The sequence below is a fragment of the Streptomyces sp. WAC04114 genome (assembly GCF_019733245.1).
Taxonomy (GTDB): domain Bacteria; phylum Actinomycetota; class Actinomycetes; order Streptomycetales; family Streptomycetaceae; genus Streptomyces; species Streptomyces massasporeus_A.
This window is the reverse complement of sequence record NZ_JAIGQA010000124.1, coordinates 1-25,578: the sequence shown is the minus strand read 5'-3', so window position 1 is coordinate 25,578 and position 25,578 is coordinate 1. Positions and strand designations below refer to the sequence as shown.

Annotated in this window: 26 protein-coding genes; 10 read left to right on the top strand and 16 right to left on the bottom strand. The window is 69.9% G+C overall.

What is annotated here, in order from left to right:
• Both K4G64_RS26885 and K4G64_RS26880 read right to left on the bottom strand, forming a co-directional pair.
• On the bottom strand, positions 1–522 hold a 522-nt coding region (locus tag K4G64_RS26885), incomplete at its 3' end, for a TetR/AcrR family transcriptional regulator (RefSeq protein ID WP_221758574.1).
• A complete protein-coding gene (locus K4G64_RS26880) occupies positions 522–842 on the bottom strand; it encodes a multidrug efflux SMR transporter (protein WP_221758573.1) in 321 nt (106 codons plus the stop codon). The genes K4G64_RS26880 and K4G64_RS26885, both read right to left, overlap by 1 nt.
• A gap of 180 nt (positions 843–1,022) precedes the next feature.
• Here K4G64_RS26880 and K4G64_RS26875 point away from each other — a divergent pair, with 180 nt between their 5' ends.
• Positions 1,023–1,856, top strand: a complete 834-nt coding sequence (locus K4G64_RS26875) for an AbfB domain-containing protein (protein ID WP_221758572.1) — start codon at positions 1,023–1,025, stop codon at positions 1,854–1,856.
• A gap of 58 nt (positions 1,857–1,914) precedes the next feature.
• Here K4G64_RS26875 and K4G64_RS26870 read toward each other — a convergent pair whose 3' ends face one another.
• Genes K4G64_RS26870 through K4G64_RS26835 form a run of 8 tightly spaced genes read right to left on the bottom strand, consistent with a single transcriptional unit; the run spans position 1,915 to position 8,469 of the window.
• Positions 1,915–2,247: a metal-sulfur cluster assembly factor gene (locus K4G64_RS26870; protein ID WP_028809645.1), complete on the bottom strand. Its 333-nt coding sequence runs from the start codon at positions 2,245–2,247 to the stop codon at positions 1,915–1,917.
• A complete protein-coding gene (gene sufU, locus K4G64_RS26865; RefSeq protein ID WP_221758571.1) occupies positions 2,244–2,714 on the bottom strand; it encodes a Fe-S cluster assembly sulfur transfer protein SufU in 471 nt (156 codons plus the stop codon). The genes K4G64_RS26870 and sufU overlap by 4 nt, the downstream gene beginning before the upstream one ends.
• A 15-nt stretch (positions 2,715–2,729) precedes the next feature.
• On the bottom strand, positions 2,730–3,986 hold the full coding sequence (locus tag K4G64_RS26860) for a cysteine desulfurase (RefSeq protein ID WP_221758570.1): 1,257 nt from the start codon (positions 3,984–3,986) through the stop codon (positions 2,730–2,732).
• Positions 3,983–4,768 carry a Fe-S cluster assembly ATPase SufC gene (gene sufC, locus K4G64_RS26855; protein WP_221758569.1) on the bottom strand — a complete coding sequence of 262 codons (786 nt, stop codon included), beginning with the start codon at positions 4,766–4,768 and terminating at the stop codon, positions 3,983–3,985. Before sufC ends, K4G64_RS26860 begins: the two co-directional genes overlap by 4 nt.
• Before the next feature lie 7 nt (positions 4,769–4,775).
• Complete coding sequence (locus tag K4G64_RS26850) at positions 4,776–5,093, bottom strand: non-heme iron oxygenase ferredoxin subunit (RefSeq protein WP_033310791.1); 318 nt, start codon at positions 5,091–5,093, stop codon at positions 4,776–4,778.
• A complete protein-coding gene (sufD, locus tag K4G64_RS26845) occupies positions 5,090–6,274 on the bottom strand; it encodes a Fe-S cluster assembly protein SufD (RefSeq protein ID WP_221758568.1) in 1,185 nt (394 codons plus the stop codon). The genes K4G64_RS26850 and sufD overlap by 4 nt, the downstream gene beginning before the upstream one ends.
• A gap of 54 nt (positions 6,275–6,328) precedes the next feature.
• On the bottom strand, positions 6,329–7,750 hold the full coding sequence (sufB, locus tag K4G64_RS26840) for a Fe-S cluster assembly protein SufB (protein ID WP_030852676.1): 1,422 nt from the start codon (positions 7,748–7,750) through the stop codon (positions 6,329–6,331).
• Positions 7,747–8,469, bottom strand: a complete 723-nt coding sequence (locus K4G64_RS26835; RefSeq protein WP_221758567.1) for a metalloregulator ArsR/SmtB family transcription factor — start codon at positions 8,467–8,469, stop codon at positions 7,747–7,749. Before K4G64_RS26835 ends, sufB begins: the two co-directional genes overlap by 4 nt.
• Before the next feature lie 161 nt (positions 8,470–8,630).
• On the opposite strand from K4G64_RS26835, the gene K4G64_RS26830 reads away from it, so the two are divergent.
• The 4 genes from K4G64_RS26830 to K4G64_RS26815 are packed head-to-tail and all read left to right on the top strand — an operon-like array spanning position 8,631 to position 12,233.
• The gene (locus K4G64_RS26830; protein ID WP_221758566.1) at positions 8,631–9,425 is read left to right on the top strand and encodes an aminoglycoside N(3)-acetyltransferase; all 795 of its coding nucleotides are present in this window, start codon (positions 8,631–8,633) and stop codon (positions 9,423–9,425) included.
• A gap of 49 nt (positions 9,426–9,474) precedes the next feature.
• Positions 9,475–10,398: an ABC transporter ATP-binding protein gene (locus K4G64_RS26825; protein WP_221758565.1), complete on the top strand. Its 924-nt coding sequence runs from the start codon at positions 9,475–9,477 to the stop codon at positions 10,396–10,398.
• Complete coding sequence (locus K4G64_RS26820) at positions 10,395–11,171, top strand: ABC transporter permease (RefSeq protein ID WP_221758564.1); 777 nt, start codon at positions 10,395–10,397, stop codon at positions 11,169–11,171. The genes K4G64_RS26825 and K4G64_RS26820 overlap by 4 nt, the downstream gene beginning before the upstream one ends.
• A gap of 54 nt (positions 11,172–11,225) precedes the next feature.
• Positions 11,226–12,233: a heme A synthase gene (locus K4G64_RS26815; protein ID WP_221758563.1), complete on the top strand. Its 1,008-nt coding sequence runs from the start codon at positions 11,226–11,228 to the stop codon at positions 12,231–12,233.
• On the opposite strand, the gene K4G64_RS26810 is transcribed toward K4G64_RS26815, so the two are convergent.
• The 3 genes from K4G64_RS26810 to K4G64_RS26800 all read right to left on the bottom strand — a co-directional run bounded on the left by K4G64_RS26810 (position 12,230) and on the right by K4G64_RS26800 (position 14,824).
• Positions 12,230–13,336, bottom strand: coding sequence for an amidohydrolase family protein (locus tag K4G64_RS26810; RefSeq protein WP_221758562.1), 1,107 nt, complete (start codon positions 13,334–13,336; stop codon positions 12,230–12,232). The genes K4G64_RS26815 and K4G64_RS26810 overlap by 4 nt on opposite strands.
• A gap of 171 nt (positions 13,337–13,507) precedes the next feature.
• On the bottom strand, positions 13,508–13,840 hold the full coding sequence (locus K4G64_RS26805; RefSeq protein WP_221758561.1) for a hypothetical protein: 333 nt from the start codon (positions 13,838–13,840) through the stop codon (positions 13,508–13,510).
• A gap of 66 nt (positions 13,841–13,906) precedes the next feature.
• The gene (locus tag K4G64_RS26800) at positions 13,907–14,824 is read right to left on the bottom strand and encodes a heme o synthase (RefSeq protein WP_221758560.1); all 918 of its coding nucleotides are present in this window, start codon (positions 14,822–14,824) and stop codon (positions 13,907–13,909) included.
• 383 nt (positions 14,825–15,207) lie between these two features.
• On the opposite strand from K4G64_RS26800, the gene tkt reads away from it, so the two are divergent.
• Genes tkt through pgl form a run of 5 tightly spaced genes read left to right on the top strand, consistent with a single transcriptional unit; the run spans position 15,208 to position 21,846 of the window.
• A complete protein-coding gene (tkt, locus tag K4G64_RS26795) occupies positions 15,208–17,295 on the top strand; it encodes a transketolase (RefSeq protein ID WP_221758559.1) in 2,088 nt (695 codons plus the stop codon).
• Positions 17,296–17,329: 34 nt separating this feature from the next.
• Positions 17,330–18,448 carry a transaldolase gene (gene tal, locus K4G64_RS26790; RefSeq protein ID WP_221758558.1) on the top strand — a complete coding sequence of 373 codons (1,119 nt, stop codon included), beginning with the start codon at positions 17,330–17,332 and terminating at the stop codon, positions 18,446–18,448.
• 4 nt (positions 18,449–18,452) lie between these two features.
• Positions 18,453–19,976, top strand: coding sequence for a glucose-6-phosphate dehydrogenase (gene zwf, locus K4G64_RS26785; RefSeq protein ID WP_221758557.1), 1,524 nt, complete (start codon positions 18,453–18,455; stop codon positions 19,974–19,976).
• Positions 19,973–21,064, top strand: coding sequence for a glucose-6-phosphate dehydrogenase assembly protein OpcA (opcA, locus tag K4G64_RS26780; RefSeq protein ID WP_221758556.1), 1,092 nt, complete (start codon positions 19,973–19,975; stop codon positions 21,062–21,064). The genes zwf and opcA overlap by 4 nt, the downstream gene beginning before the upstream one ends.
• Positions 21,061–21,846 (top strand): 6-phosphogluconolactonase, encoded by a 786-nt coding sequence (gene pgl / locus K4G64_RS26775; RefSeq protein WP_221758555.1) that lies wholly within the window; start codon positions 21,061–21,063, stop codon positions 21,844–21,846. Before opcA ends, pgl begins: the two co-directional genes overlap by 4 nt.
• 51 nt (positions 21,847–21,897) lie before the next feature.
• On the opposite strand, the gene K4G64_RS26770 is transcribed toward pgl, so the two are convergent.
• Genes K4G64_RS26770 through K4G64_RS26760 form a run of 3 tightly spaced genes read right to left on the bottom strand, consistent with a single transcriptional unit; the run spans position 21,898 to position 25,427 of the window.
• Positions 21,898–22,737, bottom strand: a complete 840-nt coding sequence (locus K4G64_RS26770; protein ID WP_221758554.1) for a carbohydrate ABC transporter permease — start codon at positions 22,735–22,737, stop codon at positions 21,898–21,900.
• On the bottom strand, positions 22,734–24,095 hold the full coding sequence (locus K4G64_RS26765; protein ID WP_221758553.1) for an ABC transporter permease subunit: 1,362 nt from the start codon (positions 24,093–24,095) through the stop codon (positions 22,734–22,736). Before K4G64_RS26765 ends, K4G64_RS26770 begins: the two co-directional genes overlap by 4 nt.
• Before the next feature lie 6 nt (positions 24,096–24,101).
• Entirely contained in the window at positions 24,102–25,427 is a 1,326-nt protein-coding gene (locus K4G64_RS26760; protein ID WP_221758552.1) for an ABC transporter substrate-binding protein, read from the bottom strand.
• Between the last annotated feature and the right edge of the window lie 151 nt (positions 25,428–25,578).

The following is a 25,578-nucleotide window of genomic DNA, read 5'->3' as shown; positions in this document are numbered from 1 at the left end:
CCCCAGCACCCCCCGCGCATACCCCTCGTCGTACGGCACCCCCGTCAGCAGCACCTGCAGGCAGATGCCGTCGACGACCGCCACCAGCGCCCGTGCGGTCACCGGATCCGTGTGCCGGGACAGCAGCTCGGCCACGTCCTCGGCCCACTCGGCGGCGACGGGCCGCAGGGCGGGCCGGCGCAGCGCGGCCAGGTACAGCTCGTACTCCAGCTCCACCCCCGTCCGGTCGCCCGCGAGCCACTCCCCCATCCACGCGGCGAGTTCGGCGGCCAGATCGGTACTCGGGTCCTCCAGCCCGCCGCGCGAGGCGACCACCTTGGCGAAGCCCTCGTTGGCCTGCCGCAGCGCGGCGACGAGCAGTTCGTCGAGGGTCTTGAAGTGGTACGTCGTCGAGCCGAGCGGCACATCGGCCTCGGCGGCCGCGCTGCGGTGGCTCAGCCCGGCGATCCCCTTCGCCCCGACGACCCGGATCGCGGCGTCGATGATCCGCTGGCGTCGCTCGGGGTCGTAGCGCCGGGCCATCAGTGGGCTCCGCCCAGGTTCAGCACCACGACCCCGACGATGATCAGCGCGATACCGGCCGCCTTGGCGAGGGTCATGCCCTCACCCATGAACGCGATCCCGATCGTGGCGATGGCGGCGGTGCCGGCTCCGGCCCAGATGGCGTAGGCCGTGCCGACCGAGACCGTCTTCAGGGTCTGCGCGAGCAGCGCGAAGGAGACGACGTAGCCGAGGACCGTGAGCAGCGACGGCGCGAGCCTGCTGAAGCCGTCGCTGTACTTCATGGCGGTGGTCGCACCGACTTCGGCGGCTATGGCCCCGGCCAGCAGCAGATATCCCATATGTACAAGCGTACTCACCACATGTACACCCGTACACAACGCGATGTGGATACCGAGAAGAAACCGCTCTCACCAAACGCGTCACAGGCGCCCCACGTGTCCACTACGGTGTCACCGATCACACACCGGGCCACCACAACTGGCGCCGCCGTCAAGGGTGCCCCGCCGGAGGAACAGCGCATGTCAGAAAGCAAGTCCCGGCCGCCACAGGACCGACCCTGGGAGAGCGGCTGGGCCCCGGACACCACCCGGGCACCGGGGACGCGACGGCTCTGGCTGGCGGGCACGCTGGCCCTGGCCACGATCACCGCGTGCGTCACGGCCATCACCGTGATGGACAGCGAGTCCAATGAACCGGAATCCCGGGCGGCGGAGCCGACCACCCTGAGCAGTTCGGCCCCGGGCGGCCTGATCTCCTTCGCGACCCCTTCCAAGGGCGGCACCGAGAAGCCGGGAGCGGACCGTGCCGAGCCGTCCCCCACCCCCAGCACCAGCGCTTCGAGCGCCTCCCCGAGCCCGAAGCCCTCGAAGAAGGCCCCGAAGCCGCCGAAGGCGTCCGCGACCCCCTCGAAGCAGCCGAAGCCCCCGTCCGCAGACGGCATATCCATACGCTCGGTCAACTTCCCCGACCGCTACTGGCGGGTGCGCGACGGCTATGTGCGTCTGGACCGGATCGGCTCGGGGCCCGCGCCGCGCGAGGACGCCACCTTCCAGCGCGTCGCCGGCCTCGCCGACTCCTCCTGCTACTCCTTCACCACCGCGGACGGCCGCTATCTACGCCACCGCAGCTTCGTCCTGGTCGCGAACTCGGACGACGGTTCGTCCCTCTTCCGCAAGGACGCCACGTTCTGCCCCCGCTACGGGTCCGCGTCCGGCACGCTCGCGCTGGAGTCGGTCAACTACCCGGGCCGCTTCCTGCGCCACCGCAACTTCCAGCTCCGCCTGGACCCCTACGAGAACAGCCGGCTGTACCGCTCGGACTCGTCGTTCCAGATGGTGACCGGGCTGGACTGAACACATGCGTGAGGGCGGCACCCGGACCGGGTGCCGCCCTCACGTGCGTCGGTGGATCTCAGACGTTGAACCCGAGAGCCCGCAGCTGCTCGCGTCCGTCGTCCGTGATCTTGTCGGGGCCCCACGGGGGCATCCAGACCCAGTTGATCCGCAGCTCGCTCACGAGGCCGTCCGTGGCGGACTTCGCCTGGTCCTCGATGACGTCCGTCAGCGGGCAGGCCGCCGACGTCAGTGTCATGTCGAGCGTCGCGATGTTCGCGTCGTCGATGTGGATGCCGTAGATCAGGCCGAGGTTGACGACGTCGATGCCCAGCTCGGGGTCGACCACGTCGTACAGCGCCTCACGGACCTCTTCCTCGGAGGCCGGCTTCATCTCAACGGTCTCGCTCATGCCGTCGTCTCCTTCTCGGCGTCGGCTCCGCCCAGTACCTGGGCCGTCGCGTCCTTCCAGGCCATCCAGCTCAGCAGGGCGCACTTCACCCGGGCCGGGTACTTGGACACCCCGGAGAACGCGACCGCGTCCTCCAGGATGTCCTCCATCGCGTCGTCGGGTTCGAGCTTCCCCTTGGACTGCATCAGCTCCAGGAAGGTCTCCTGGATCTTCTGCGCGTCGGAGAGGTCCTTGCCGACGAGGAGTTCGTTCAGTACGGACGCGCTCGCCTGGCTGATCGAACAGCCCTGGCCCTCGTACGAGACGTCCTCGATCGTGGTGCCGTCGTACTTCACGCGCAGTGTGATCTCGTCACCGCACGTCGGGTTGACGTGGTGCACCTCGGCGTCGCCATCCCGCAAGCCCCGCCCGTGCGGGTTCTTGTAGTGGTCCAGGATGACTTCCTGGTACATGGAGTCCAGTTTCACCGTTCAGCACGCCCCTCAGCCGAAGAAGTTCCGTACGTGCTCCAAGCCGTCGACCAGCGCGTCGATCTCGGCCGGCGTGGAGTACAGATAGAACGACGCTCGCGTGGTCGCAGGAATTCCGTAGCGGAGGCAGACCGGCCGTGCGCAGTGGTGGCCGACCCGGACCGCGATGCCCTGCTCGTCGAGGACCTGGCCCACGTCGTGCGGGTGGATGTCCCCGAGGGTGAAGCTGATCGCCGCGCCGCGTTCCTCGGCCGTGGTCGGGCCGATGATGCGCAGGTCGGGGACCTCCAGCAGCCGCTTGACCGCGTACTCGGTGAGTGCGTGCTCGTGGGCGAGGATCTTGTCCATGCCGATCGAGTTGAGATAGTCGATCGCCGCGCCGAGTCCGACCGCCTGGGCGATCGGGGGCGTGCCCGCCTCGAACTTGTGGGGCGCCGGGGCGTAGGTCGAGGAGTGCATCGACACCGTCTCGATCATCTCGCCGCCGCCGAGGAACGGAGGCAGGTCCTCCAGCAGCTCCTGGCGGCCCCAGAGGACGCCGATGCCGGTCGGGGCGCACATCTTGTGGCCGGTGAAGGCCACGAAGTCGGCCTGCAGGGCCTGCACGTCCAGCGGCATGTGCGGCGCGGCCTGGGAGGCGTCGATGCACACCAGCGCACCGACCTCCTGGGCGCGGCGGACGATCGCCTCGACCGGGTTCTGCGTGCCGAGGATGTTGGAGACCAGCACGAAGGAGACGATCTTCGTCTTCTCCGTGATGACCTCGTCGATGTTCGACAGGTCGAGGCGGCCGTCGTCGGTCAGGCCGAACCACTTCAGCTTCGCGCCGGTGCGCTGCGCGAGCAGCTGCCACGGCACGATGTTGGAGTGGTGCTCCATCTCCGTGATGACGATCTCGGTCTCGGAGTCCACGCGGTAGGGCTCGTCGGCCCAGCCCAGCATGTTCGCCACGAGGTTGAGCGACTCCGAGGCGTTCTTGGTGAAGATCACCTCGTCGCGGCTCGGCGCGTTGATGAACTCCGCGACCTTGTCGCGCGCGCCCTCGTACAGCGCCGTGGCCTCCTCGGCGAGCACATGCACACCGCGGTGGACGTTGGCGTTGTAGCGCTCGTAGTACTCGCTCAGGGCGTCCAGCACCTGGCGCGGCTTCTGGCTGGTCGCCGCGTTGTCCAGGTACACGAGCTTCCGGCCTTCGTGGACCTGCCGGTCCAGGATGGGGAAGTCCTTGCGGATCGCCTCGGTGTCGAGGAGGCCCGGCAGCAGTGTCACGCGGATGCGCCACCCTTCGTGTCGACTCCGTCGTGCTTCGCATAAGCCTCGTAGCCCTCTTCCTCCAGCTTGTCGGCGAGCTCGGCGCCGCCGGACTCGACGATCCGGCCGCCGGAGAAGACGTGCACGTGGTCGGGCTTGATGTAGCGGAGGATGCGTGTGTAGTGCGTGATCAGCAGGGTGCCGACCTCGCCCGTCTCGCGGACGCGGTTCACGCCCTCCGACACGACGCGCAGCGCGTCGACGTCGAGGCCGGAGTCGGTCTCGTCGAGGATCGCGATCTTCGGCTTGAGGAGCTCCAGCTGGAGGATCTCGTGGCGCTTCTTCTCACCGCCGGAGAAGCCCTCGTTGACGTTGCGCTCGGCGAAGGCGGGGTCCATGTTGAGGCGCTCCATGGCCTCCTTGACCTCCTTGACCCAGGTGCGCAGCTTGGGGGCCTCACCGCGGATGGCGGTGGCGGAGGTGCGCAGGAAGTTCGACACGGAGACACCCGGCACCTCGACCGGGTACTGCATCGCGAGGAACAGGCCGGCGCGGGCGCGCTCGTCGACGGACATCTCAAGGACGTCCTCGCCGTCGAGGGTGACGGTGCCGCTGGTGATCGTGTACTTCGGGTGACCCGCGAGGGAGTAGGCGAGGGTCGACTTGCCGGAGCCGTTGGGGCCCATGATGGCGTGCGTCTCGCCCTGCTTCACGGTGAGGTCGACGCCCTTGAGGATCTCCTTCGTGGCGTTGTCGGCCTCGACGGTGACGTGCAGGTCTCGGATTTCAAGCGTTGCCATGGATGCCTCAGGACTCCTGGGTGAGGGAGACGAGCACGTCGTCCCCATCGATCTGTACGGGGTAAACGGGGACGGGGCGCGTCGCCGGAAGGGCGTCGGGCTTGCCGGAACGGAGGTCGAAGCGCGAGCCGTGCAGCCAGCACTCGATGTGACAGTCGTCGACCTCGCCCTCCGACAGGGAGACGTTCGCGTGCGAGCAGATGTCGTGGATCGCGAACACCTCGCCCTCGGTCTGCACGATGGACACAGGCGTGCCGTCGAGTTCCACCCGCTTCGGGGTGTCCTCCTCCAGCTCGCCCAGTCCACAGGCGCGTACGAAGGTCATGCGACCGCCGCCTCCAGCTCCTCCTCGATCTTGGCGATCAGGCGCTCCTCGATGTCGGGGAGGCCGATCTGCTGGACCAGCTCGGCGAAGAAGCCGCGGACCACGAGCCGGCGGGCCTCCTGCTCCGGGATGCCCCGGGCCATGAGGTAGAAGAGCTGCTCGTCGTCGAAGCGGCCGGTCGCCGAGGCGTGGCCGGCGCCGACGATCTCGCCGGTCTCGATCTCGAGGTTCGGTACGGAGTCCACGCGCGCCCCGTCCGTGAGGACCAGGTTGCGGTTCATCTCGTACGTGTCGGTGCCCTCGGCCTTGGCCTCGATGAGCACGTCGCCGATCCACACCGCGTGCGCGTCCTCGCCCTGGAGCGCGCCCTTGTAGACGACGTTGGACTTGCAGTGCGGGACGTTGTGGTCGACCAGGAGGCGGTGCTCCTGGTGCTGGCCCTGGTCGGTGAAGTACAGGCCGAACAGCTCGGCCTCGCCGCCGGGGCCGGCGTACCGCACGCGCGGGTGCAGCCGGACGACGTCGCCGCCGAAGGTGACGACGACCGACTTGAAGGAGGCGTCGCGGCCCACGAGGGCGTTGTGCTGGGCGACGTGGACGGCCTTCTCGTCCCAGTCCTGGACGGAGACGACGGTGAGCTTGGCGCCGTCGCCCAGGAGGTAGTCGACGTTGGCGGCGAGCACCGCGTCACCGGTGTGGTCGATGACCACGACGGCCTCGGCGAAGGCGCCCAGTTCGATCACCTGGTGGCCGAAGGCGGTACCGCCCTCGCCGTGCACCGAGATGCGGATGGGCTCGGTGAGGACGGTCTCCTTGGGGACGGTCACGACCCCGGCCTTCTCGAACGCCGAGTAGGCCTGGGCGGCGACGCGGTCCACCGGGGTGCCGGCCTTGCCGAGTCGCGCGTCGTCGCGGCCGACGGCCTCGACGGTGACGCCCTCGGGGGCCTGGACATCGACCTTCACGCCGTTGCCGTTCGCGACGGCGGTGCCGTCGTGCAGGCCGCGCAGGCGCTCCAGCGGGGTGAACCGCCACTCCTCCTCACGGCCGTGCGGGACGGGGAAGTCCGCCACGTCGAAGGAGGGGGCCGCGCTCATGCGCGTGGCGACGGTCGACTCCGCGGCGACCGCGATCGAGCCGGCGGTGGTCGAGCCCACCGGGATGTTCTGGGCCTCAGCCATGGCTGTCGTAGTGCTCTCTTTCCTGAGGGGGACGTCTGCTGTCGAGGGGGCGGGTCAGCCGACCGCGCCCTCCATCTGCAGCTCGATCAGCCGGTTGAGCTCCAGCGCGTACTCCATGGGGAGCTCCTTGGCGATGGGCTCGACGAAGCCGCGCACGATCATGGCCATGGCCTCGAACTCGGTCATGCCGCGGCTCATCAGGTAGAAGAGCTGGTCCTCGGAGACCTTGGAGACGGTCGCCTCGTGGCCCATGGACACGTCGTCCTCGCGGACGTCCACGTAGGGGTAGGTGTCCGAACGGGAGATGGTGTCGACGAGCAGTGCGTCGCAGAGCACGTTCGACTTGGAGCCCGGGGCGCCCTCGCCGATCTCGATCAGACCGCGGTAGGAGGTGCGGCCACCGCCGCGCGCGACGGACTTCGAGACGATGTTGGACGACGTGTTCGGCGCCATGTGGACCATCTTGGCGCCCGCGTCCTGGTGCTGGCCCTCGCCGGCGAAGGCGATGGACAGGGTCTCGCCCTTGGCGTGCTCGCCCATCAGGTAGACGGCCGGGTACTTCATCGTCACCTTGGAGCCGATGTTGCCGTCGACCCACTCCATGGTCGCGCCCTCGTAGGCGACGGCGCGCTTGGTGACCAGGTTGTAGACGTTGTTCGACCAGTTCTGGATGGTCGTGTAGCGGCAGCGGGCGTTCTTCTTGACGATGATCTCGACGACCGCGGAGTGCAGCGAGTCCGACTTGTAGATCGGCGCGGTGCAGCCCTCGACGTAGTGCACGTAGGCACCCTCGTCGACGATGATCAGGGTCCGCTCGAACTGGCCCATGTTCTCCGTGTTGATACGGAAGTAGGCCTGGAGCGGGATCTCCACGTGGACGCCCGGCGGCACGTAGATGAAGGAGCCGCCCGACCACACGGCGGAGTTCAGCGACGCGAACTTGTTGTCGCCGACGGGGATGACCGTGCCGAAGTACTCCTTGAAGAGCTCGGGGTGCTCCTTCAGCGCGGTGTCGGTGTCGAGGAAGATGACGCCCTGCTCCTCCAGGTCCTCACGGATCTGGTGGTAGACGACCTCCGACTCGTACTGGGCTGCGACACCGGCGACGAGGCGCTGCTTCTCCGCCTCGGGGATGCCGAGCTTGTCGTACGTGTTCTTGATGTCCTCGGGCAGGTCCTCCCAGGACTCCGCCTGCTTCTCCGTGGAACGCACGAAGTACTTGATGTTGTCGAAGTCGATGCCGGAGAGGTCGGAGCCCCAGTTCGGCATGGGCTTCTTCTCGAACAGACGCAGGCCCTTGAGACGGAGCTTGGTCATCCACTCCGGCTCGCTCTTCTTGGCGGAGATGTCCCGGACGACGTCCTCGTCGATGCCGCGCTTGGCAGAGGCGCCGGCCGTGTCGGAGTCGGCCCAGCCGTACTCGTACTTGCCCAGGCCCTCCAGCTCGGGGTGGGCAGTCTCCGTGGGGAGAGTCATGCGGGGTTCCTCCCGGCCGTGCTTGCAGATGCGTTGTGGGAAATCTTGGGGATGTACGTCGTGCAGACGCCGTCGCCGTGCGCGATGGTGGCGAGCCGCTGTACGTGCGTACCGAGCAGCTCGGCGAAAAATTCCGTCTCCGCCTCGCACAGTTGCGGGAACTGCTCGGCGACGTGGGCGACCGGGCAGTGGTGCTGGCAGAGCTGCTCACCCTTTTGCGGGTGGGGCGCGCTGCGCGCCGTAGCAGCGTACCCGTCGGCACTCAGGGCCTTGGCCAGCGCTTCGGCCCGCTTCTCGGGCGGAACGCCCTCCACCGCGCGGCGGTAGGTGCCCGCCTGTGCGGCGATCCTGGCGCGGGCGAAGGCGGCGATCGCCTCGCCGCCGCCCTCGCGGTCGGCGATCCAGCGCAGGGCGTCCGCCGCGAGCGTGTCGTACGACTGGTCGAAGGCGTCTCTGCCGCAGTCCGTCAGGGCGAACACCTTGGCCGGCCGGCCGCGGGTCCGCGCCCCGTACACCCGCTGCTCGCGCGCCTCCACGACACCGTCGCCCGTGAGGGCGTCGAGGTGCCGGCGCACGGCCGCCTGGGTGAGGCCCAGCCGCTCGGCGAGTTCGGCGACGGTCGAGGGGCCGTGGTCCAGGATGGACCGCGCGACTCGGTTGCGGGTGGACCGCTCCCCGGTCGCCAGCTCCTCGTGAGGTGCCTCGCCGACGTTTTTCACAACGCCATTGTTGCGTAATTAATCCGGACCCGGCAAGCCGCGTGTGCCGCACACCACGGTGCCCTGCGTCACTTAGGTAAACCTAATCTGACCTGCGGAAACGATCTCTGATCGATCAAACCGGTGGCATGCGGCAGCCCCATCGGGGACACTCCGGAACCATGCCCACACCCCCTCCGACCGGCCCTCTTGTCACGCGCGAGACGCTCCGGACGCAGCTCGGCGAACTCGGGGTGAGCCCCGGCGAGACCCTCCTCGCGCACTCCTCGCTCAGTGCCCTCGGCTGGGTCAACGGCGGCGCCGTGGCGGTGGTGCAGGGACTGCTCGACGCGCTCGGCCCCGAGGGCACGCTGGTGGTCCCCACCCAGACCGGCGACGTGTCCGACCCGGCCCTGTGGAGCAATCCGCCCGTGCCCCCGGAATGGTGGACGGCCATCCGCGCCACCATGCCCCCCTACGACCCGCGGACCACGCCCTCGCGCGGGGTCGGCGTCGTCCCGGAGACGGTGCGGACCTGGCCCGGAGCCCTGCGCAGCGCGCACCCGCAGACCTCGTTCGCGGCGCTCGGCCCGCGCGCGGCGGAGGTGCTCGACGGGCACGCGCCCGACTGCCGGCTCGGCGAGCGCAGCCCGCTGGCGAAGCTGGAGGCGATGGGCGCCCGGGTGCTGCTGCTCGGCGCCGGCTACGCCTCCTGCACGAGCTTCCACCTGGCCGAGTACCGGATCCCGTCCCCGATCGTCGCCGTGGGCCGCCCGGGCCCGAAGGGCTGGGAGACCGTGACCGAGGTGTCGATCAGCTCGGACCGTTTCGACGAGCTGGGCTACGACTTCGAACGGGACCGACCCGTCGTGCGCGGCAAGGTCGGGGCCGCCGAGGCGCGGCTGTTCCCGGTGAAGGACGCGGTGGACTACGCCGGACGGTGGCTCGCGGTGCACCGGCCGCGCGAGGAGGAGTAGCCGCACCCCCCGGTCCGGCCCACCGCGCGCCTACCTAGACTCTGGACCCATGCGAAGTGAGCCCGTGGTCCAGGTCCAGGCCCTGGTGAAGCGGTACGGCACGAAGACCGCGGTGGACGGGCTCGACCTGGTGGCCCGGGCGGGTGTGACCGCCGTGCTCGGCCCCAACGGGGCGGGCAAGACGACCACGGTCGAGACCTGCGAGGGGTACCGGAAGCCGGATTCCGGCACGGTGCGCGTCCTGGGCCTCGACCCGGTGAGACAGTCCGCCGACCTGCGGCCCCGCATCGGCGTGATGCTCCAGTCCGGCGGCGTCTACTCGGGCTCCCGGGCCGACGAGATGCTCCGCCACGTCGCCAGGCTGCACGCGCACCCGCTGGACGTGGACGCGCTGATCGAGCGGCTGGGGCTCGGCTCCTGCGGCCGTACGACGTACCGGCGGCTGTCCGGCGGGCAGCAGCAGCGGCTCGCCCTGGCCATGGCCGTGGTCGGGCGACCGGAACTGGTCTTCCTCGACGAACCCACCGCCGGGCTCGACCCCCAGGCCCGCCACGCCACCTGGGACCTCGTCCGGGAGCTGCGGGCGGACGGCGTCTCGGTGATCCTCACCACCCACTCCATGGACGAGGCCGAGCAGCTCGCCGACGACGTGGCGATCATCGACGCCGGCCAGGTCATCGCCCACGGCTCCCCGGAGGAGCTGTGCCGGGGCGGCGCCGAGAACACGCTCCGTTTCACGGGCCGGCCCGGCCTCGACGTGGGCTCGCTGCTGAAGGCCCTGCCCGCCGACTGCTCGGCCGCCGAGCTGACGCCGGGTTCCTACCGGGTCGTCGGCAAGGTCGACCCGCAACTGCTCGCGACGGTCACCTCCTGGTGCGCCCAGCACGGCGTGATGCCGGAGCGGATCTCGGTCGAGCGGCACACCCTCGAGGACGTCTTCTTGGAGCTCACCGGCAAGGAGCTGCGCTCATGACCGCCACCGGCACCGGGATGTACACGCCGAAGCCCGGCGCGGCCCCGCTCCCCCGCATGATCGCGGCCCAGGCCGCGCTCGAGACGAAGATGCTGCTGCGCAACGGCGAGCAGCTGCTGCTGACCGTCGTCATCCCGACCCTGCTCCTGGTGCTCTTCAGCACCGTGGACATCGTCGACACCGGCTCCGGCGAGGCGGTCGACTTCCTCGCGCCCGGCATCCTCGCGCTCGCGGTGATGTCGACGGCGTTCACCGGCCAGGCCATCGCCACCGGCTTCGAGCGCCGCTACGGCGTGCTGAAGCGGCTCGCGTCCTCGCCCCTGCCCCGCTGGGGCCTGATGACGGCGAAGACGCTGTCCGTCCTGGTCACCGAGATCCTCCAGGTGATCCTGCTGACGGTGATCGCCTTCGCCCTCGGCTGGTCGCCGCAGGGCAACCCGGTCGCCGTCCTGCTGCTCCTGGTCCTCGGCACGGCGGCCTTCTCGGGCCTGGGCCTGCTGATGGCCGGGACGCTGAAGGCCGAGGCGACGCTGGCCGCGGCCAACCTGGTGTTCCTGCTGCTGCTCGTCGGCGGCGGGGTCGTCGTGCCGCTGGACAAGTTCCCCGTCGGCGCCCAGGACGTGCTGGGCCTGCTGCCGATCGCGGCCCTGTCCGACGGGCTGCGGGACGTGCTCCAGCACGGCGCCGGGATGCCCTGGGGCGACCTCGGGATCCTGGCCGTCTGGGCGGTCGTGGGGCTGGCGGCGGCCGGGAAGTTCTTCCGCTGGGAGTAGGAGGGGTGTCCTGTGACGGACCCTCGTGAAAGCGTGCACAAGCGGCGGCCTACGATGGTCGGCGTGCCAAACGTGACCCGCGCCGACGCCAAGGCCGCCCTGCGCAACCCGCTCGCCTTCATCGCCGAGCGCTGGACCCCGGAACCCCGGACGGTCCGGCGTGCGGCCCTCACCGCGCTCCTGATGTCGGTGATCATCGTCGTCACCGGTGGCGCGGTGCGGCTGACCGGCTCGGGCCTGGGCTGCCCTACCTGGCCCAAGTGCACCGACGACTCGCTCACCGCCACCAGCGAGATGGGCTTCCACGGCGCCATCGAGTTCGGCAACCGCATGCTGACGTACGTGCTGTGCGCGGCCGTCGGCTGGGCGATCATCGCCGCGCGCTCGCAGAAGCCGTACCGTCGCGGTCTGGTCCGGCTGGGCTGGGCGCAGTTCTGGATCGTGATGAGCAACGCGATCCTCGGCGGCATCGTGGTGCTGGTCGGTCTCAACCCGTACACGGTCGCGGCGCACTTCGTGGCGACGTCCGCGCTCATCGCCGTGGCCACGGTGATGTGGCAGCGCACCCGGGAGGGTGACGCGGCACCGCGTCCGCTGGTCGGCAGGGCCGTGCAGCAGCTGGTGTGGTTCCTGACCGCGGCGGCCGTCCTGCTCATCCTGGTCGGCACGGTCGTCACCGGCGCGGGCCCGCACGCGGGCGACTCCAGCGAGGTCGAGCGGATGCCGGTCGACTGGGAGACGGTCAGCAAGCTGCACGCCGTGCTGGCCTGGATCGTGGTGACACTGACGTTCGCCCTGTGGTTCGTCCTCAAGGCCGTCGACGCGCCGAGGAACCCGCTGAACCGCACCCGCGAGCTGTTCCTGATCCTGCTCGCGCAGGGCGTCATCGGCTACGTCCAGTACTTCACGGACCTGCCCGAGGTCCTGGTCGGCCTGCACATGCTCGGCTCGGCCGTGATGTGGATCTGGGTGCTGCGGGTGGTGATGTCGCTGCGGGAGCGGCCGGAGGCTGCCGTGGACCTGCCCGGTCCCACGGCCGAGGCCACCCTGACGAAGGCCTAGTCGAGCCCGTACACCCGTCGCGCGTTCTCCGACGCGAGCATGCCCGCCACCCGTTGGGCGTCGGCGAGTGACCAGGCGCCCTCGGCCACCCAGGTGCCGAGCACCCGGCCGAGTGCCTCGCGGAACAGGCGGGCGCCCACCACGTGCAGTTCGGGCAGGCCCTGAGCGCCGGTGGAGAAGAGGATCTTGCCGAAGGGGGCCAGCTCCAGGATCTCCGCGAGGACAGTCGCGGCCCGGGCGCCCGTGCGGACCAGGGCGGCGCCGCAGTCGACGTGGACGTGCGGGAAGACGCCGGCGAGATGGGCGGCGTGCCGGTGGTACGGGTAGCCGTGCAGCAGCACGAGGTCTGTGCCCAGGCCGGCCGTGGCCCGCACGAAGTCCGTCAGCAGCACCGGGTCCGTACGGTCGATCCGCAGCCCCGGCGCGCCGAGCCCCGCGTGCAGCTGGAGCGGCAGGCCGGAGGCGACGGCGCTCCACAGCAGATGCCGCAGCAGCACCGGGTCGCTCAGCTCCCCGCCGACCCCGCGCCCGGCGAGCCAGCGGCCGGCCGCCCCGCGCACCTCCCCCGGCCCGGGCGGCTCCGGCGCGAGCGCGAGGCCGTGCCGTACGCCTGCGACCGAGGTGAAGGCGACGGCGTCGGCGGCGGCCGCGTGCACCGACTCGGCGAGGTTGGCGAGGAAGGACTCGACGGTCCCGGAGGTGTCGGCGACCTGCTCGGCGAGGAGTTCCAGGCGCACGATCTCCCGGGCCTCGGCGGCCCCGGCGGAGGCCAGCTCGCCGGGTTCCGTCAGATCGCCGGGGAGGCCGGTGTCGACCAGGTACGTGGTGATGCCGCTGCCGCGCAGGAGCCGGCGGCCGGACTCGATGACGCCCAGTTCCCGGCGCCGGGCCAGGTAGCGGGCGGGCGCGCAGTGCGGTTCGAGGCCGAGCAGGGGTGGGCACCAGCGCCGCACGGCGAAGCCGGTCTGGGTGTCGAAGAGGGTGGTGCCGGGGGCGGGTGGGCCCTCGGTGCGGCTGAGGTGAGCCTCGAAGGTACCGAGGCCCAGCTCCGTGCGGAGCACTCCGTGGCAGTACTGGTCCACCAGTGACGGCGTTTCGATCATCCGGGCCTCCCGGTGTGGACCCTGTTGTTCTCAAGGGTCCTAACGGGTGAACCGGGTTCGAGGTCGCGGTCGGAGGGGGTGCGGGTGATTCGGCGACCGCGGGCGGAGCGTGGCGTGTCGCGCCCACGCGGCGGAGCCGCACATCGATACAGCCCCGCGCCCCCTGATGGGTCAGCCGTTCTTCGGGCCGCCTACCTGGATCCCGGCCATCCGGCTCCACTCATAGCGGCCCGTCTTCACCTTCGCCGCGAATTCGCCGTCGAAGGACTCGTGGGTCGTGATGCCCGACTTCTCCACGGCCTGCACGGCGATCTCGTGGGAGGGGGCGACCAGGTCGCCCCAGTTGCCGTCCTCGCCGACCAGGACGATGCGGGCGCCGCGCTCGCCGAGGTAGGCGACCTGGCCCTCGGCGCCGCCGTGGGCCTTGGAGAAGGAGGAGATCTGCTTGGCCAGCCGGGCCACCTTGCGCTCGGCCTTGGGGTCAACCTGCTGCGTGTCTGCCATGACCAGGATGCTACTCAGCAGTAGATCGACTGGCGAGGGCAGGGGCCTGTGACGTACGTCCGTGCGTCAGCGCAGGAACGGGTCGACCGCGACCGCCACGAACAGCAGCGAGACGTAGGTGATCGACCAGTGGAACAGGCGCATCTCCTTCAGCTTCGCGCCCGTCACCTCCGCCTTCGCGCGGTTCTGCAGGCCGTGCGCCTCCCAGAGCCAGAAGCCGCCCGCCAGCAGCGCGACCGAGGTGTAGAACCAGCCGGTGTAGCCCAGCGGGGTCAGCAGGAGCGAGACGGCGACCATGACCCAGCTGTAGATCACGATCTGCTTGGCGACCACCTTGTTGGAGGCGACCACCGGCAGCATGGGCACACCCACGCGCGCGTAGTCCTCCTTGACCTTCATGGACAGCGGCCAGTAGTGCGGCGGCGTCCAGAAGAACATGACCATGAAGAGGATGACCGGTGCCCACGACATCGAGTTCGTGACCGAGGACCAGCCGATCAGCACCGGCAGGCAGCCGGCGATGCCGCCCCACACGATGTTCTGCGAGGTACGGCGCTTGAGGATCATCGTGTAGACGACCACGTAGAAGAGGAGCGCGCCGAGGGCGAGCCAGGCGCTCAGCCAGTTCACCGTGAGGCCGAAGAGCAGGGTGGACGTGATGGCCAGCGTGATGCCGAAGACCAGGCACTCGCGCGGGCTGACCATGCCGGTGACCAGCGGGCGCTGCGAGGTGCGGTCCATCAGCGCGTCGATGTCGCGGTCGATGTACATGTTGAGCGCGTTGGCGCCGCCCGCGGACAGGTAGCCGCCCAGGCACGTCAGCAGCACCAGCGTCAGGTCGGGCACGCCCTGCTGCGCCAGGAACATCACCGGCACCGTCGTGATCAGCAGCAGCTCGATGATCCGCGGCTTGGTGAGAGCCACGAATGCCATGACACGGGCCCCGAGCGGCCGGTGGGCCGGGCTCTGGTCCGTCCCGGTCATCCCCGCTGGACGGGATTCAACGGCCGTCACGCACACCCCTACAGAGACATCCCAGCAAGCCTCACCGCTGTGAAGTCCCGGTAAAGGCTCGCGCGTACCACGCCACTTTAGACGTTGCCCAGACTCGGACATTCGCGGGGGTCGGGTCGTGTTGGCGGACGGCTTCGGAAGGGCGCTCCGAAGCTCGATTGAGCACCCGGATGAGCGGCTCCGTATTCACCTGTCGAATGCGGTACCGCCCAGTCAGGAGGCGGATCGGGATCAGTCCCGGCACTCTGGAGTGACTCGAAAAAACGCACGTCCCACGGGGGTAGGCTCGACTGCGGCCGGTGGGCGCCCCGATACACCGGCATCCGACATGTGGAGAGGAGCCCTGACCCAGGGTGAGCACCAAGCCGACCACCACAGACCTCGAGTGGACCGAGTTGGACCAGCGGTCCGTCGACACCGCGCGTGTCCTGGCCGCCGATGCCGTACAGAAGGTCGGTAACGGCCATCCGGGTACGGCGATGAGCCTGGCGCCTGCCGCCTACACCCTCTTCCAGAAGGTGATGCGGCACGACCCGGCGGACGCCGACTGGGTCGGGCGGGACCGCTTCGTGCTGTCCGCCGGCCACTCGTCCCTGACCCTCTACACCCAGCTGTACCTGGCCGGCTTCGGCCTGGAGCTGGACGACCTGAAGTCCTTCCGCACCTGGGGCTCGAAGACCCCCGGCCACCCCGAGTACGGGCACACGACCGGTGTGGAGACGACGACCGGCCCGCTCGGCCAGGGTGTCGCCAACGCGGTGGGCATGGCGATGGCCGCCCGCTACGAGCGCGGCCTGTTCGACCCGGAGGCCGCCGAGGGCGAGTCGCCGTTCGACCACTTCATCTACTGCATCGCCGGTGACGGCTGCCTCCAGGAGGGCATCTCCGCCGAGGCGTCCTCCCTCGCGGGCCACCAGAAGCTCGGCAACCTGGTCCTGCTGTGGGACGACAACCACATCTCGATCGAGGGCGACACCGAGACGGCCGTGTCCGAGGACACGGTGAAGCGGTACGAGGCGTACGGCTGGCACGTGCAGCGGGTGGCGCCGAAGCCGGACGGCGACCTGGACCCGCACGCGCTCTACGACGCGATCGAGGCGGCCAAGGCGGTCACCGACCGGCCGTCGTTCATCGCGATGCGCTCGATCATCGCCTGGCCCGCCCCGAACGCGCAGAACACCGAGGCGGCACACGGCTCGGCGCTGGGTGACGACGAGGTGGCCGCGACCAAGCGCGTGCTCGGCTTCGACCCGGAGCAGTCCTTCGAGGTCTCCGACGAGGTCATCTCGCACACCCGCAAGGCGCTGGAGCGGGGCCAGGCGGCCCGCGCGGTGTGGGAGAAGGCGTACCAGCAGTGGCGGGACAACAACCCCGAGCGCGCCGCGGAGTACGACCGGATCGCCAAGGGTGAGCTGCCCACCGGCTGGGAGGAGAAGATCCCGGTCTTCGAGGTCGGCAAGGGTGTCGCCACGCGCGCCGCGTCCGGCAAGATCCTGCAGGCGCTCGGCGCGGTCATCCCGGAGCTGTGGGGCGGCTCGGCCGACCTGGCCGGTTCCAACAACACCACGATCGACAAGACCAGCTCCTTCCTCCCGGCGGACAACCCGCTCCCGGAGGCGAACCCGTACGGCCGCACGATCCACTTCGGCATCCGCGAGCACGCGATGGCCGCGGAGATGAACGGCATCGCGCTGCACGGCAACACCCGCATCTACGGCGGCACCTTCCTGGTGTTCTCCGACTACATGCGCAACGCGGTGCGGCTGTCGGCGCTGATGCACCTGCCGGTGACGTACGTGTGGACGCACGACTCCATCGGTCTCGGTGAGGACGGCCCGACGCACCAGCCGGTCGAGCACCTCGCCGCGCTGCGGGCCATCCCGGGTCTGAACATCGTGCGCCCGGCGGACGCCAACGAGACCGCGATCGCCTGGCGCGAGATTCTGGGGCGCTGGACGAAGGAGTTCGGCAAGGGGCAGCCGCACGGTCTGGCGCTGACCCGTCAGGGTGTGCCGACGTACGAGCCCAACGAGGATGCCGCGCGCGGCGGTTACGTCCTGTTCGAGGCCGAGGGCGGCGAGCCCGAGGTCATCCTGATCGCCACCGGCTCCGAGGTGCACGTCGCTGTCGAGGCGCGCGAGCAGCTCCAGGGCGCCGGCGTGCCCACGCGCGTGGTGTCCATGCCGTCGGTGGAGTGGTTCGAGCAGCAGGACCAGGGGTACCGGGACAGCGTCCTGCCGCCGTCCGTCCGCGCCCGTGTCGCGGTCGAGGCCGGAATCGGCCTCACGTGGCACAAGTACGTGGGGGACGCCGGCCGCATCGTTTCCCTGGAGCACTTCGGTGCTTCGGCCGACGGCAAAGTCCTCTTCCGCGAGTTCGGCTTCACTCCCGAGAACGTGGCCGCCGCCGCGCGGGAATCGATCGCCGCGGCTCAGCGCTGACGCTCACATACGACACGTAGGAGATGGAATTTCCATGACAGACGCACTCAAGCGCCTCTCCGAGGAGGGCGTCGCGATCTGGCTGGACGACCTGTCGCGCAAGCGGATCACGTCCGGCAACCTCGCCGAGCTGATCGACCAGCAGCACGTCGTGGGCGTCACCACCAACCCGTCGATCTTCCAGAAGGCGATCTCGCAGGGCGACGGCTACGACACGCAGCTGACCGACCTCGCCGCCCGCAAGGTCACCGTCGAAGAGGCCATCCGCATGATCACGACGGCGGACGTCCGCGACGCCGCCGACATCCTGCGCCCGGTCTTCGACGCCACCGGCGGCAAGGACGGCCGGGTCTCGATCGAGGTCGACCCGCGCCTGGCGCACAACACGCGGGCGACGGTCGCCGAGGCCAAGCAGCTCGCCTGGCTGGTGGACCGGCCCAACACGCTCATCAAGATCCCGGCGACCGAGGCGGGCCTCCCGGCCATCGCCGAGACCATCGGGCTGGGCATCAGCGTCAACGTCACGCTGATCTTCTCCCTGGAGCGCTACCGCCTGGTCATGGACGCGTTCCTGGAGGGCCTGGAGAAGGCCAAGGAGCGCGGCCTGGACCTGTCGCAGATCCACTCCGTGGCGTCGTTCTTCGTGTCCCGCGTGGACACCGAGATCGACAAGCGGCTCGACGCGCTGGGCACCGACGAGGCCAAGGCCGCGCGCGGCAAGGCCGGCGTCGCCAACGCCCGGCTGGCCTACGAGGCGTACGAGGAGGTCTTCTCCTCGGACCGCTGGAGCGCCCTGGAGAAGGCGGGCGCCAACAAGCAGCGTCCGCTGTGGGCGTCCACCGGGGTGAAGGACAAGGCGTACAAGCCCACCCTGTACGTCGACGAGCTGGTGGCGCCCAACACGGTGAACACCATGCCGGAGGCGACCCTGTTCGCCACGGAGGAGCAGGGTGAGATCCGCGGCAACACCATCGCCGGCACCTACGAGCAGGCCCGCGCCGACCTCGACGCGGTCGAGAAGCTCGGGATCAAGTACGACGACGTGGTGCGGCTGCTGGAGGAAGAGGGCGTCCAGAAGTTCGAGGACTCCTGGATCGACCTGCTGAAGTCGACCGAGGCCGAGCTCAAGCGCCTCGCCCCCTCGGAGGGCTGAACAGGTGTCGAGCAGCAACCCGCTGCGTGACCCCGCGGACCGACGGCTCCCGCGTATCGCGGGGCCGTCGGGCCTGGTCATCTTCGGCGTCACGGGCGACCTGTCCCGCAAGAAGCTCATGCCCGCCGTGTACGACCTCGCCAACCGGGGTCTGCTGCCGCCGGGCTTCTCCCTGGTGGGCTTCGCCCGCCGCGAGTGGGCGCACGAGGACTTCGCACAGGAGGTCCACGACGCGGTCAAGGAGCACGCCCGCACGCCCTTCCGCGAGGAGGTCTGGCAGCAGCTCATCCAGGGCATGCGCTTCGTGCAGGGCACGTTCGACGACGACGACGCCTTCGAGCGGCTGCGCTCCACGATCGACGAGCTCGACAAGGCACAGGGCACGGGCGGCAACTTCGCCTTCTACCTGTCCGTGCCGCCGTCGGCCTTCCCGGTGGTCATCCAGCAGCTGAAGAAGCACCGGCTGGCCGACCAGCAGGGCGGCTCCTGGCGGCGCGCGGTCATCGAGAAGCCCTTCGGTCACGACCTGAAGTCGGCCGAGGAGCTCAACAAGGTCGTCCACGAGGTGTTCGCCCCGGAGCAGGTCTTCCGGATCGACCACTACCTGGGCAAGGAGACCGTCCAGAACATCCTGGCGCTGCGCTTCGCCAACACGATGTTCGAGCCGATCTGGAACCGGTCCCTCGTGGACCATGTGCAGATCACCATGGCCGAGGACATCGGCATCGGCGGCCGGGCCGGCTACTACGACGGCATCGGCGCCGCCCGTGACGTCATCCAGAACCACCTCCTCCAGCTCTTGGCGCTCACCGCCATGGAGGAGCCCTCCTCCTTCGACGCGGACGCGCTGGCCGCCGAGAAGACCAAGGTGCTCGGTGCCGTGCGGCTGCCGAAGGACATGGGCCGGGAGACCGTACGCGGCCAGTACGCGGCCGGGTGGCAGGGCGGCGTGAAGGTGCGCGGCTACCTCGAGGAGGACGGCATCAACGCCTCCTCGAAGACGGACACCTACGCCGCAATCAAGCTGGAGATCGACAACCGCCGCTGGGCGGGCGTCCCCTTCTACCTGCGCACCGGCAAGCGGCTGGGCCGCCGGGTGACGGAGATCGCCGTGGTCTTCCAGCGGGCCCCGCACTCCCCCTTCGACTCCACGGCCACCGAGGAGCTCGGCTCCAACGCGATCGTCATCCGCGTCCAGCCGGACGAGGGTGTCACGGTCCGCTTCGGCTCGAAGGTGCCGGGCACCTCGATGGAGATCCGGGACGTGTCGATGGACTTCGCGTACGGCGAGTCCTTCACGGAGTCCAGCCCCGAGGCGTACGAGCGTCTGATCCTGGACGTCCTGCTCGGTGACTCCAACCTCTTCCCGCGTACCGAGGAGGTCGAGCTGTCCTGGAAGATCCTCGACCCGATCGAGCAGTACTGGGACAAGAACGGCAAGCCCGCCCAGTACCAGGCCGGTACCTGGGGGCCCGTCGAGGCGGACGAGATGCTCGCACGAGACGGACGGAGCTGGCGCAGGCCATGAAGATTGACCTCACGGACACCACGGCCAGCAAGATCAACAAGGCGCTGGTCCAGGGCCGCCGGGCGATCGGCACCCCGGCGGTCGGCATGGTGCTCACGCTCGTCATCGTCACGGACGAGGAGAACGCCTACGACGCGCTGAAGGCCGCGAGCGACGCCGCGCACGAGCATCCCTCGCGCACGCTCGTGGTCATCAAGCGTGTCTCCCGCTCGCCCCGCGACCGCACACAGTCCCGGCTGGACGCCGAGGTACGGGTCGGCGCGGACGCGGGCACCGGCGAGACGGTCGTGCTCCGGCTGTACGGCGAGGTCGCGGACCACGCCCAGTCGGTCGTGCTGCCGCTGCTGCTGCCGGACGCCCCGGTAGTGGTGTGGTGGCCGGTGAACGCGCCGCTCGAACCGGCGAAGGACCCCCTGGGTGCCCTCGCACAGCGCCGCGTCACCGACACATACGCCTCCGAGCAGCCGGTACGGGACCTGTCCACCCGGTCGAGGGCCTACACCCCCGGCGACACGGACCTGTCCTGGACCCGCATCACGCCCTGGCGCTCCATGCTGGCGGCGGCCCTCGACCAGGTCACCTGCGAGGTGCGGGCCGTCGAGGTGGAGGGCGAGGAGTTCAACCCGAGCTGTGAGCTGCTGGCGATGTGGCTCGCGGACCGGCTGGACGTCCCCGTGAAGCGGTCGCTGTCCAGCGGGCCCGGCCTGACGGCGGTCCGGATGGACACCAACTGCGGCCCGATCAAGCTGGACCGTGCCGACGGATCCCTGGCGACGCTCTCCATCGAGGGCCAGCCGGACCGGGCGGTGGCGCTCAAGCGCCGGGAGACCGCCGAGCTGATGGCGGAGGAGCTGCGGCGGCTGGACCCGGACGACACCTACGCGTCGGCGCTGCGGTACGGGGTGGACCGGCTGAAGTCCCCGTCGTCGGCCGCGTCGGTGCCCAAAAGTGAGGGGCGAGCAGGACTCGCCCTCCCCGCTCCCGTTGAAAGGGCTGCGAAAGCGCCCGCTGCGGCAGCGACGGCGCAGGCACCGGTGAGGCGGGAACCGCCCGAGCTGGAACCGGTACGGAAGGCGACGACCAAGTGAGTACGGCACCGCAGCTGGTCGTGCACCGCGACAAGGAGCTGATGGCGCAGGCCGCGGCGGCCCGGCTGATCACCAGGATCGTGGACGCGCAGGCCTCCCGGGGCTCGGCGTCCGTGGTCCTGACGGGCGGCCGCAACGGCAACGGCCTGCTGGCCGCGCTGGCCGCGGCGCCCGCCCGGGACGCCATCGACTGGGGCCGGCTCGACCTCTGGTGGGGCGACGAGCGGTTCCTGCCCGAGGGTGACCCCGAGCGCAACGTCACCCAGGCGAGGGAGGCTCTGCTCGACTCGGTGCCGCTCGATCCGAAGCGGGTGCACGCGATGCCCGCGTCGGACGGGCCGCACGGAAGCGACGTGGACGCGGCGGCCGCCGCGTACGCGGAGGAGCTGGCAGCGGCGGCGGGCCCGGAGAATCACGGGCCCGTGCCCACGTTCGACGTGCTGATGCTGGGCGTCGGGCCGGACACGCATGTCGCGTCGCTGTTCCCGGAACTGCCGGCGGTCCGGGAGACCGACCGCACGGTGGTCGGCGTCCACGGCGCGCCCAAGCCGCCGCCGACCCGGGTGACCCTGACACTGCCCGCGATCCGGGCGGCCCGTGAGGTGTGGCTGCTGGCCGCGGGCGAGGACAAGGCCCAGGCGGCGGCGATCGCCCTGTCGGGAGCGGGAGAGATCCAGGCCCCGGCGGCGGGGGCGTACGGCAGGAGCCGGACCCTGTGGCTCCTGGACGGGGCAGCGGCTTCCCAACTGCCGCGTTCGCTGTATCCACCGGCATCACCGTGAACGCACTCGGGCCCCCACTTCGTGGCGAAGTGGGGGCCCGAAACGCAGGTGCTACTTGACCGAACCGGCCATCACGCCCTGCACGAAGTGCCGTTGGAAGGCGAAGAACACGACCACCGGAACCACCAGGGACACGAACGCCCCCGGTGCCAGCACATCGATGTTGCTGCCGAACTGGCGTATCTGGGACTGAAGTTCCACCGTCAGCGGCTGCGAGGAACTGTCCGCGAACAGCAGCGCCACCAGCATGTCGTTCCACACCCACAGGAACTGGAAGATCGCCAGGGAGGCGATCGCCGGCCGCCCCACGGGCAGGACGAGACGCGTGAAGATGCGCCACTCGGTGCCGCCGTCCATGCGCGCGGCCTCCAGCATCTCCTTCGGCATCTCGGCGAAGTAGTTGCGGAGCAGGAACACCGCGAACGGCAGGCCGTAGGCCACGTGGAAGAGGACCACACCGGGGATCGTGCCGAACAGGCCGAGCTGCCCGAAGAGTTTGGCGACCGGCAGCAGACCGATCTGCACGGGCACCACCAGCAGCGCGACCACGACCAGGAAGATCGCCTCCCGCCCGGGGAAGTCCAGCCACGCGAAGGCGTACCCCGCGAGCGCCGCGACGACCACGACCAGCACGGTCGTCGGCACCGATATCAGCACCGTGTTCCAGAACGCCTGTGTGATCCCGGCGTTGCCCAGCAGCGACGAGTAGTTGTCGAAGGACAGCTGCCCGGGACTGGAGAACACCGTCCACCAGCCGCCCTTGGCCGTGTCCTCGGCGGACCGCAGCGAGGACAGGAACAGTCCGGCCAGGGGCGTCATCCACACCAGGCCGATCAGCACCAGAAAGGCTTGGACGGCCCCGTTGCCCAACCCGCGCCGGACCGCGTTCATCGCTGACTCCTTCGGAAGCGGCGGACGTTGAACACCATGGCCGGGACGACCAGCAGCAGCAGGAGTACGCCGAGCGCGCTGCCGAGCCCCTGGTTGTTGCCGCCGCCGAACGACACCAGCCACATCTGCGTCGCGAGGACGGTCGCGTCCTCCTGCACGGGACCGGGCGCGATGATGTAGACGAGGTCGAAGACCTTCATCACGTTGATGACGAGGGTGATGAAGACGACCGACAGCACCGGTGCCAGCAGCGGCACGGTGATCCGCCGGAAGATCTGCCACTCGTTCGCGCCGTCCATCCGCGCCGCCTCCAGGGCGTCCCGCGGCAGCGTCGACAGGCCCGCTCCGATCAGCACCATGGCGAAGCCGGTCCAGATCCACAGGTACGCGCCGATGATCGCCGGGGTGACCAGCGCCGGCCCGAGCCAGGAGACGCCCTCGTAGGGCTGGGCGAAGTTCGACGCCGGCAGTCTCACCTCGTAGGAGCCCGATGCGAGGCCCTCGAAGCGGAAGGAGCCGTCGGCGGCCGTGGTGGTCGAGGCGATCGCCTCGCCGTCGCGGACCGCCTCGACCTTCATCTCCGGCAGTCCGCTCTCCCGCCGGTCGACCTTGCCCTGCTCCCCTCCCCCGCCGGGGGTGAAGTCCAGGTAGACGACACCGCGCAGTTCGTCGGCGGCGGCCTTGCGACCCGCCGCCGCGTACGCCGGCTCGGCCCCGCCCGGCAGGTCGCCGGGCCGCACACCGACCAGGCCCAGCGCCACCGCGTCCCCGGGCGCCACGCTCGTACTCGTGCGGTACGAGCCGTCCTTGTCCTTCGTCAGGCCCTGGGCGTCACGCGCCCGGGCCGTCGGGTAGGAGGACTCCTCCTTGAAGGCGTCGTGGACGGAGACGACGGCGGCGTTGAGCACGCCCTTGTCGGGGTCCTCGTCGTAGGCGAGCCGGAAGATGATGCCGGCGGCGAGGAAGGAGACCGCCATCGGCATGAACAGGAGCAGCTTGAAGGCCGTGGCCCAGCGGACCTTCTCCACCAGGACGGCGAGGATCAGCCCGAGGCCGGTGAGCAGGGCCGGGGCGATGACGACCCAGATGGCCGTGTTGCGGACGGCCTTGAGGGTCGCCGGGTCGCGGAACATCTCGGCGTAGTTGTCACCGCCGACGAAGCTCGTCCCGGAGGCGTCGAAGAAGCTGCGGCCGATGCTGAACAGCACGGGGTAGACGACGAGCGCGCCGAGCAGCAGCAGTGCGGGGAGCACGAACAGCAGGGCGATGATCTTCCCGCGCCGGCGCAGTCGCCGGGTGCGGTCGGCGACCGGGCCGGGCGGTGGGGAGCTCGTGTCTTTCACGAGGGTCGCTGTCATGGCGTATCAGTCCTGGTACGCCTTGGCCGCCGCGGCCTCCAGCTTCGCCGCGGTGCCCTTCGGGTCGGACGGGTCGCGCAGGAAGTCCTGGAGGAGCTTCCACTCGCCGGCGCCCTTCGTGCCGCCGAAGGCAGCCGGGGCCTGGTCGGACATGTCGAAGCGGACCGAGTCCCCGGCCTCGACGAGGGACTTGGCGGTGGCGCGGGTGACGTCGTCGCCGTAGGAGGCGAGATCGAGCTTCTTGTTCGGGGAGAGGAAGCCGCCGGCCTCGGCCCACACCGCGGAGGCTTCGGGGGTCGACAGGTACTCCAGGAGGGCCTGGGCGGCCTTCTGGTTCTTGCCGTCCTTGAGGACGACGGCGGCGTCACCGCCGCTGACGACCGGCGCCTCGCCGCCGCCGACCGCCGGGAACGGGAAGAAGTTGGCGTCCTGGCCGACCTTCTTGCCGAACTGGTCCTTGGCGACACCGGCGACGAAGTCACCCTCGTAGACCATGCCGGCCTCGGGCTCGGGGCCGAACACCTTCTCCACCGAGCCGGGGAAGTCGGTGTTCAGGGCGCCCTTCTGGCCGCCGGCGATGAGCTGCTTGTCCTTGAAGAGCTTGCCGAGGGTGGTGAGGGCGTCGACGACGGACGCGTCGGTCCACTTCAGCTTGTGGGCGGCGAGGGCGTCGTACTTCTCGGGGCCGGCCTGGGAGAGGTAGACGTTCTCGAACCAGTCGGTGAGGGTCCAGCCGTCCTGTCCGGCGACGGAGAACGCGGCGAGGCCGGAGTCGGACACGGTCTTCCCGGCCTTGAGCATGTCGTCGTAGGACTTCGGGGGCTTCACGCCGGCCTGCTCGAGGGCGTCGGGGCTGTACCAGACGGTCGACTTGTGGGCGGCCTTGAAGTACAGGCCGTAGAGGGTGCCGTCGACGCTGCCGTACGTCTTCCACACGGGGGCGTAGCCCGCGTCGACGGCCTGCTCGGTCTTCTTCGACAGCGGCTTGAGCCAGCCCTTCTGCGCGAACTGCTTGAGGACGCCGACCTGGGGGACCATCACGACGTCGGGGGCGTTGCCGCCCTCGATCTTGCTGCCGACGACGGTGGAGACGTTGTCGCCGGTGGACGTGAACTGCGTCTTGGCGCCGGTCTTCTCGGTGAAGGCGTCGAGCACCTTCTGGAAGTTCTTCTGCTCGGTGCCGGACCAGACGCCGGCCACGGTGACCGACTGGCCGCTGAGCGCCTTGTCGCCGCCGCCGGACGAGACGGGTCCGCCGCCGCAGGCGGTGGCGCCGAGCGCCAGGACGAGAGCGGTGCAGCCGGTGAGCAGGGTGGTACGTCGTCGCATCATCGTTGATGTCCCTTCGGAGGGTTCGCTTGCGGAGGTTCGCTTGCGCGGATGTCGCTTACGCGGGGGTCGCTGTCGGGGTGTTCAGGAACGGATCCACCAGGCGGCCGTCGAGCCGGAGAGCACTCCGGACGGGCAGGGGCCGCTGGCGAGC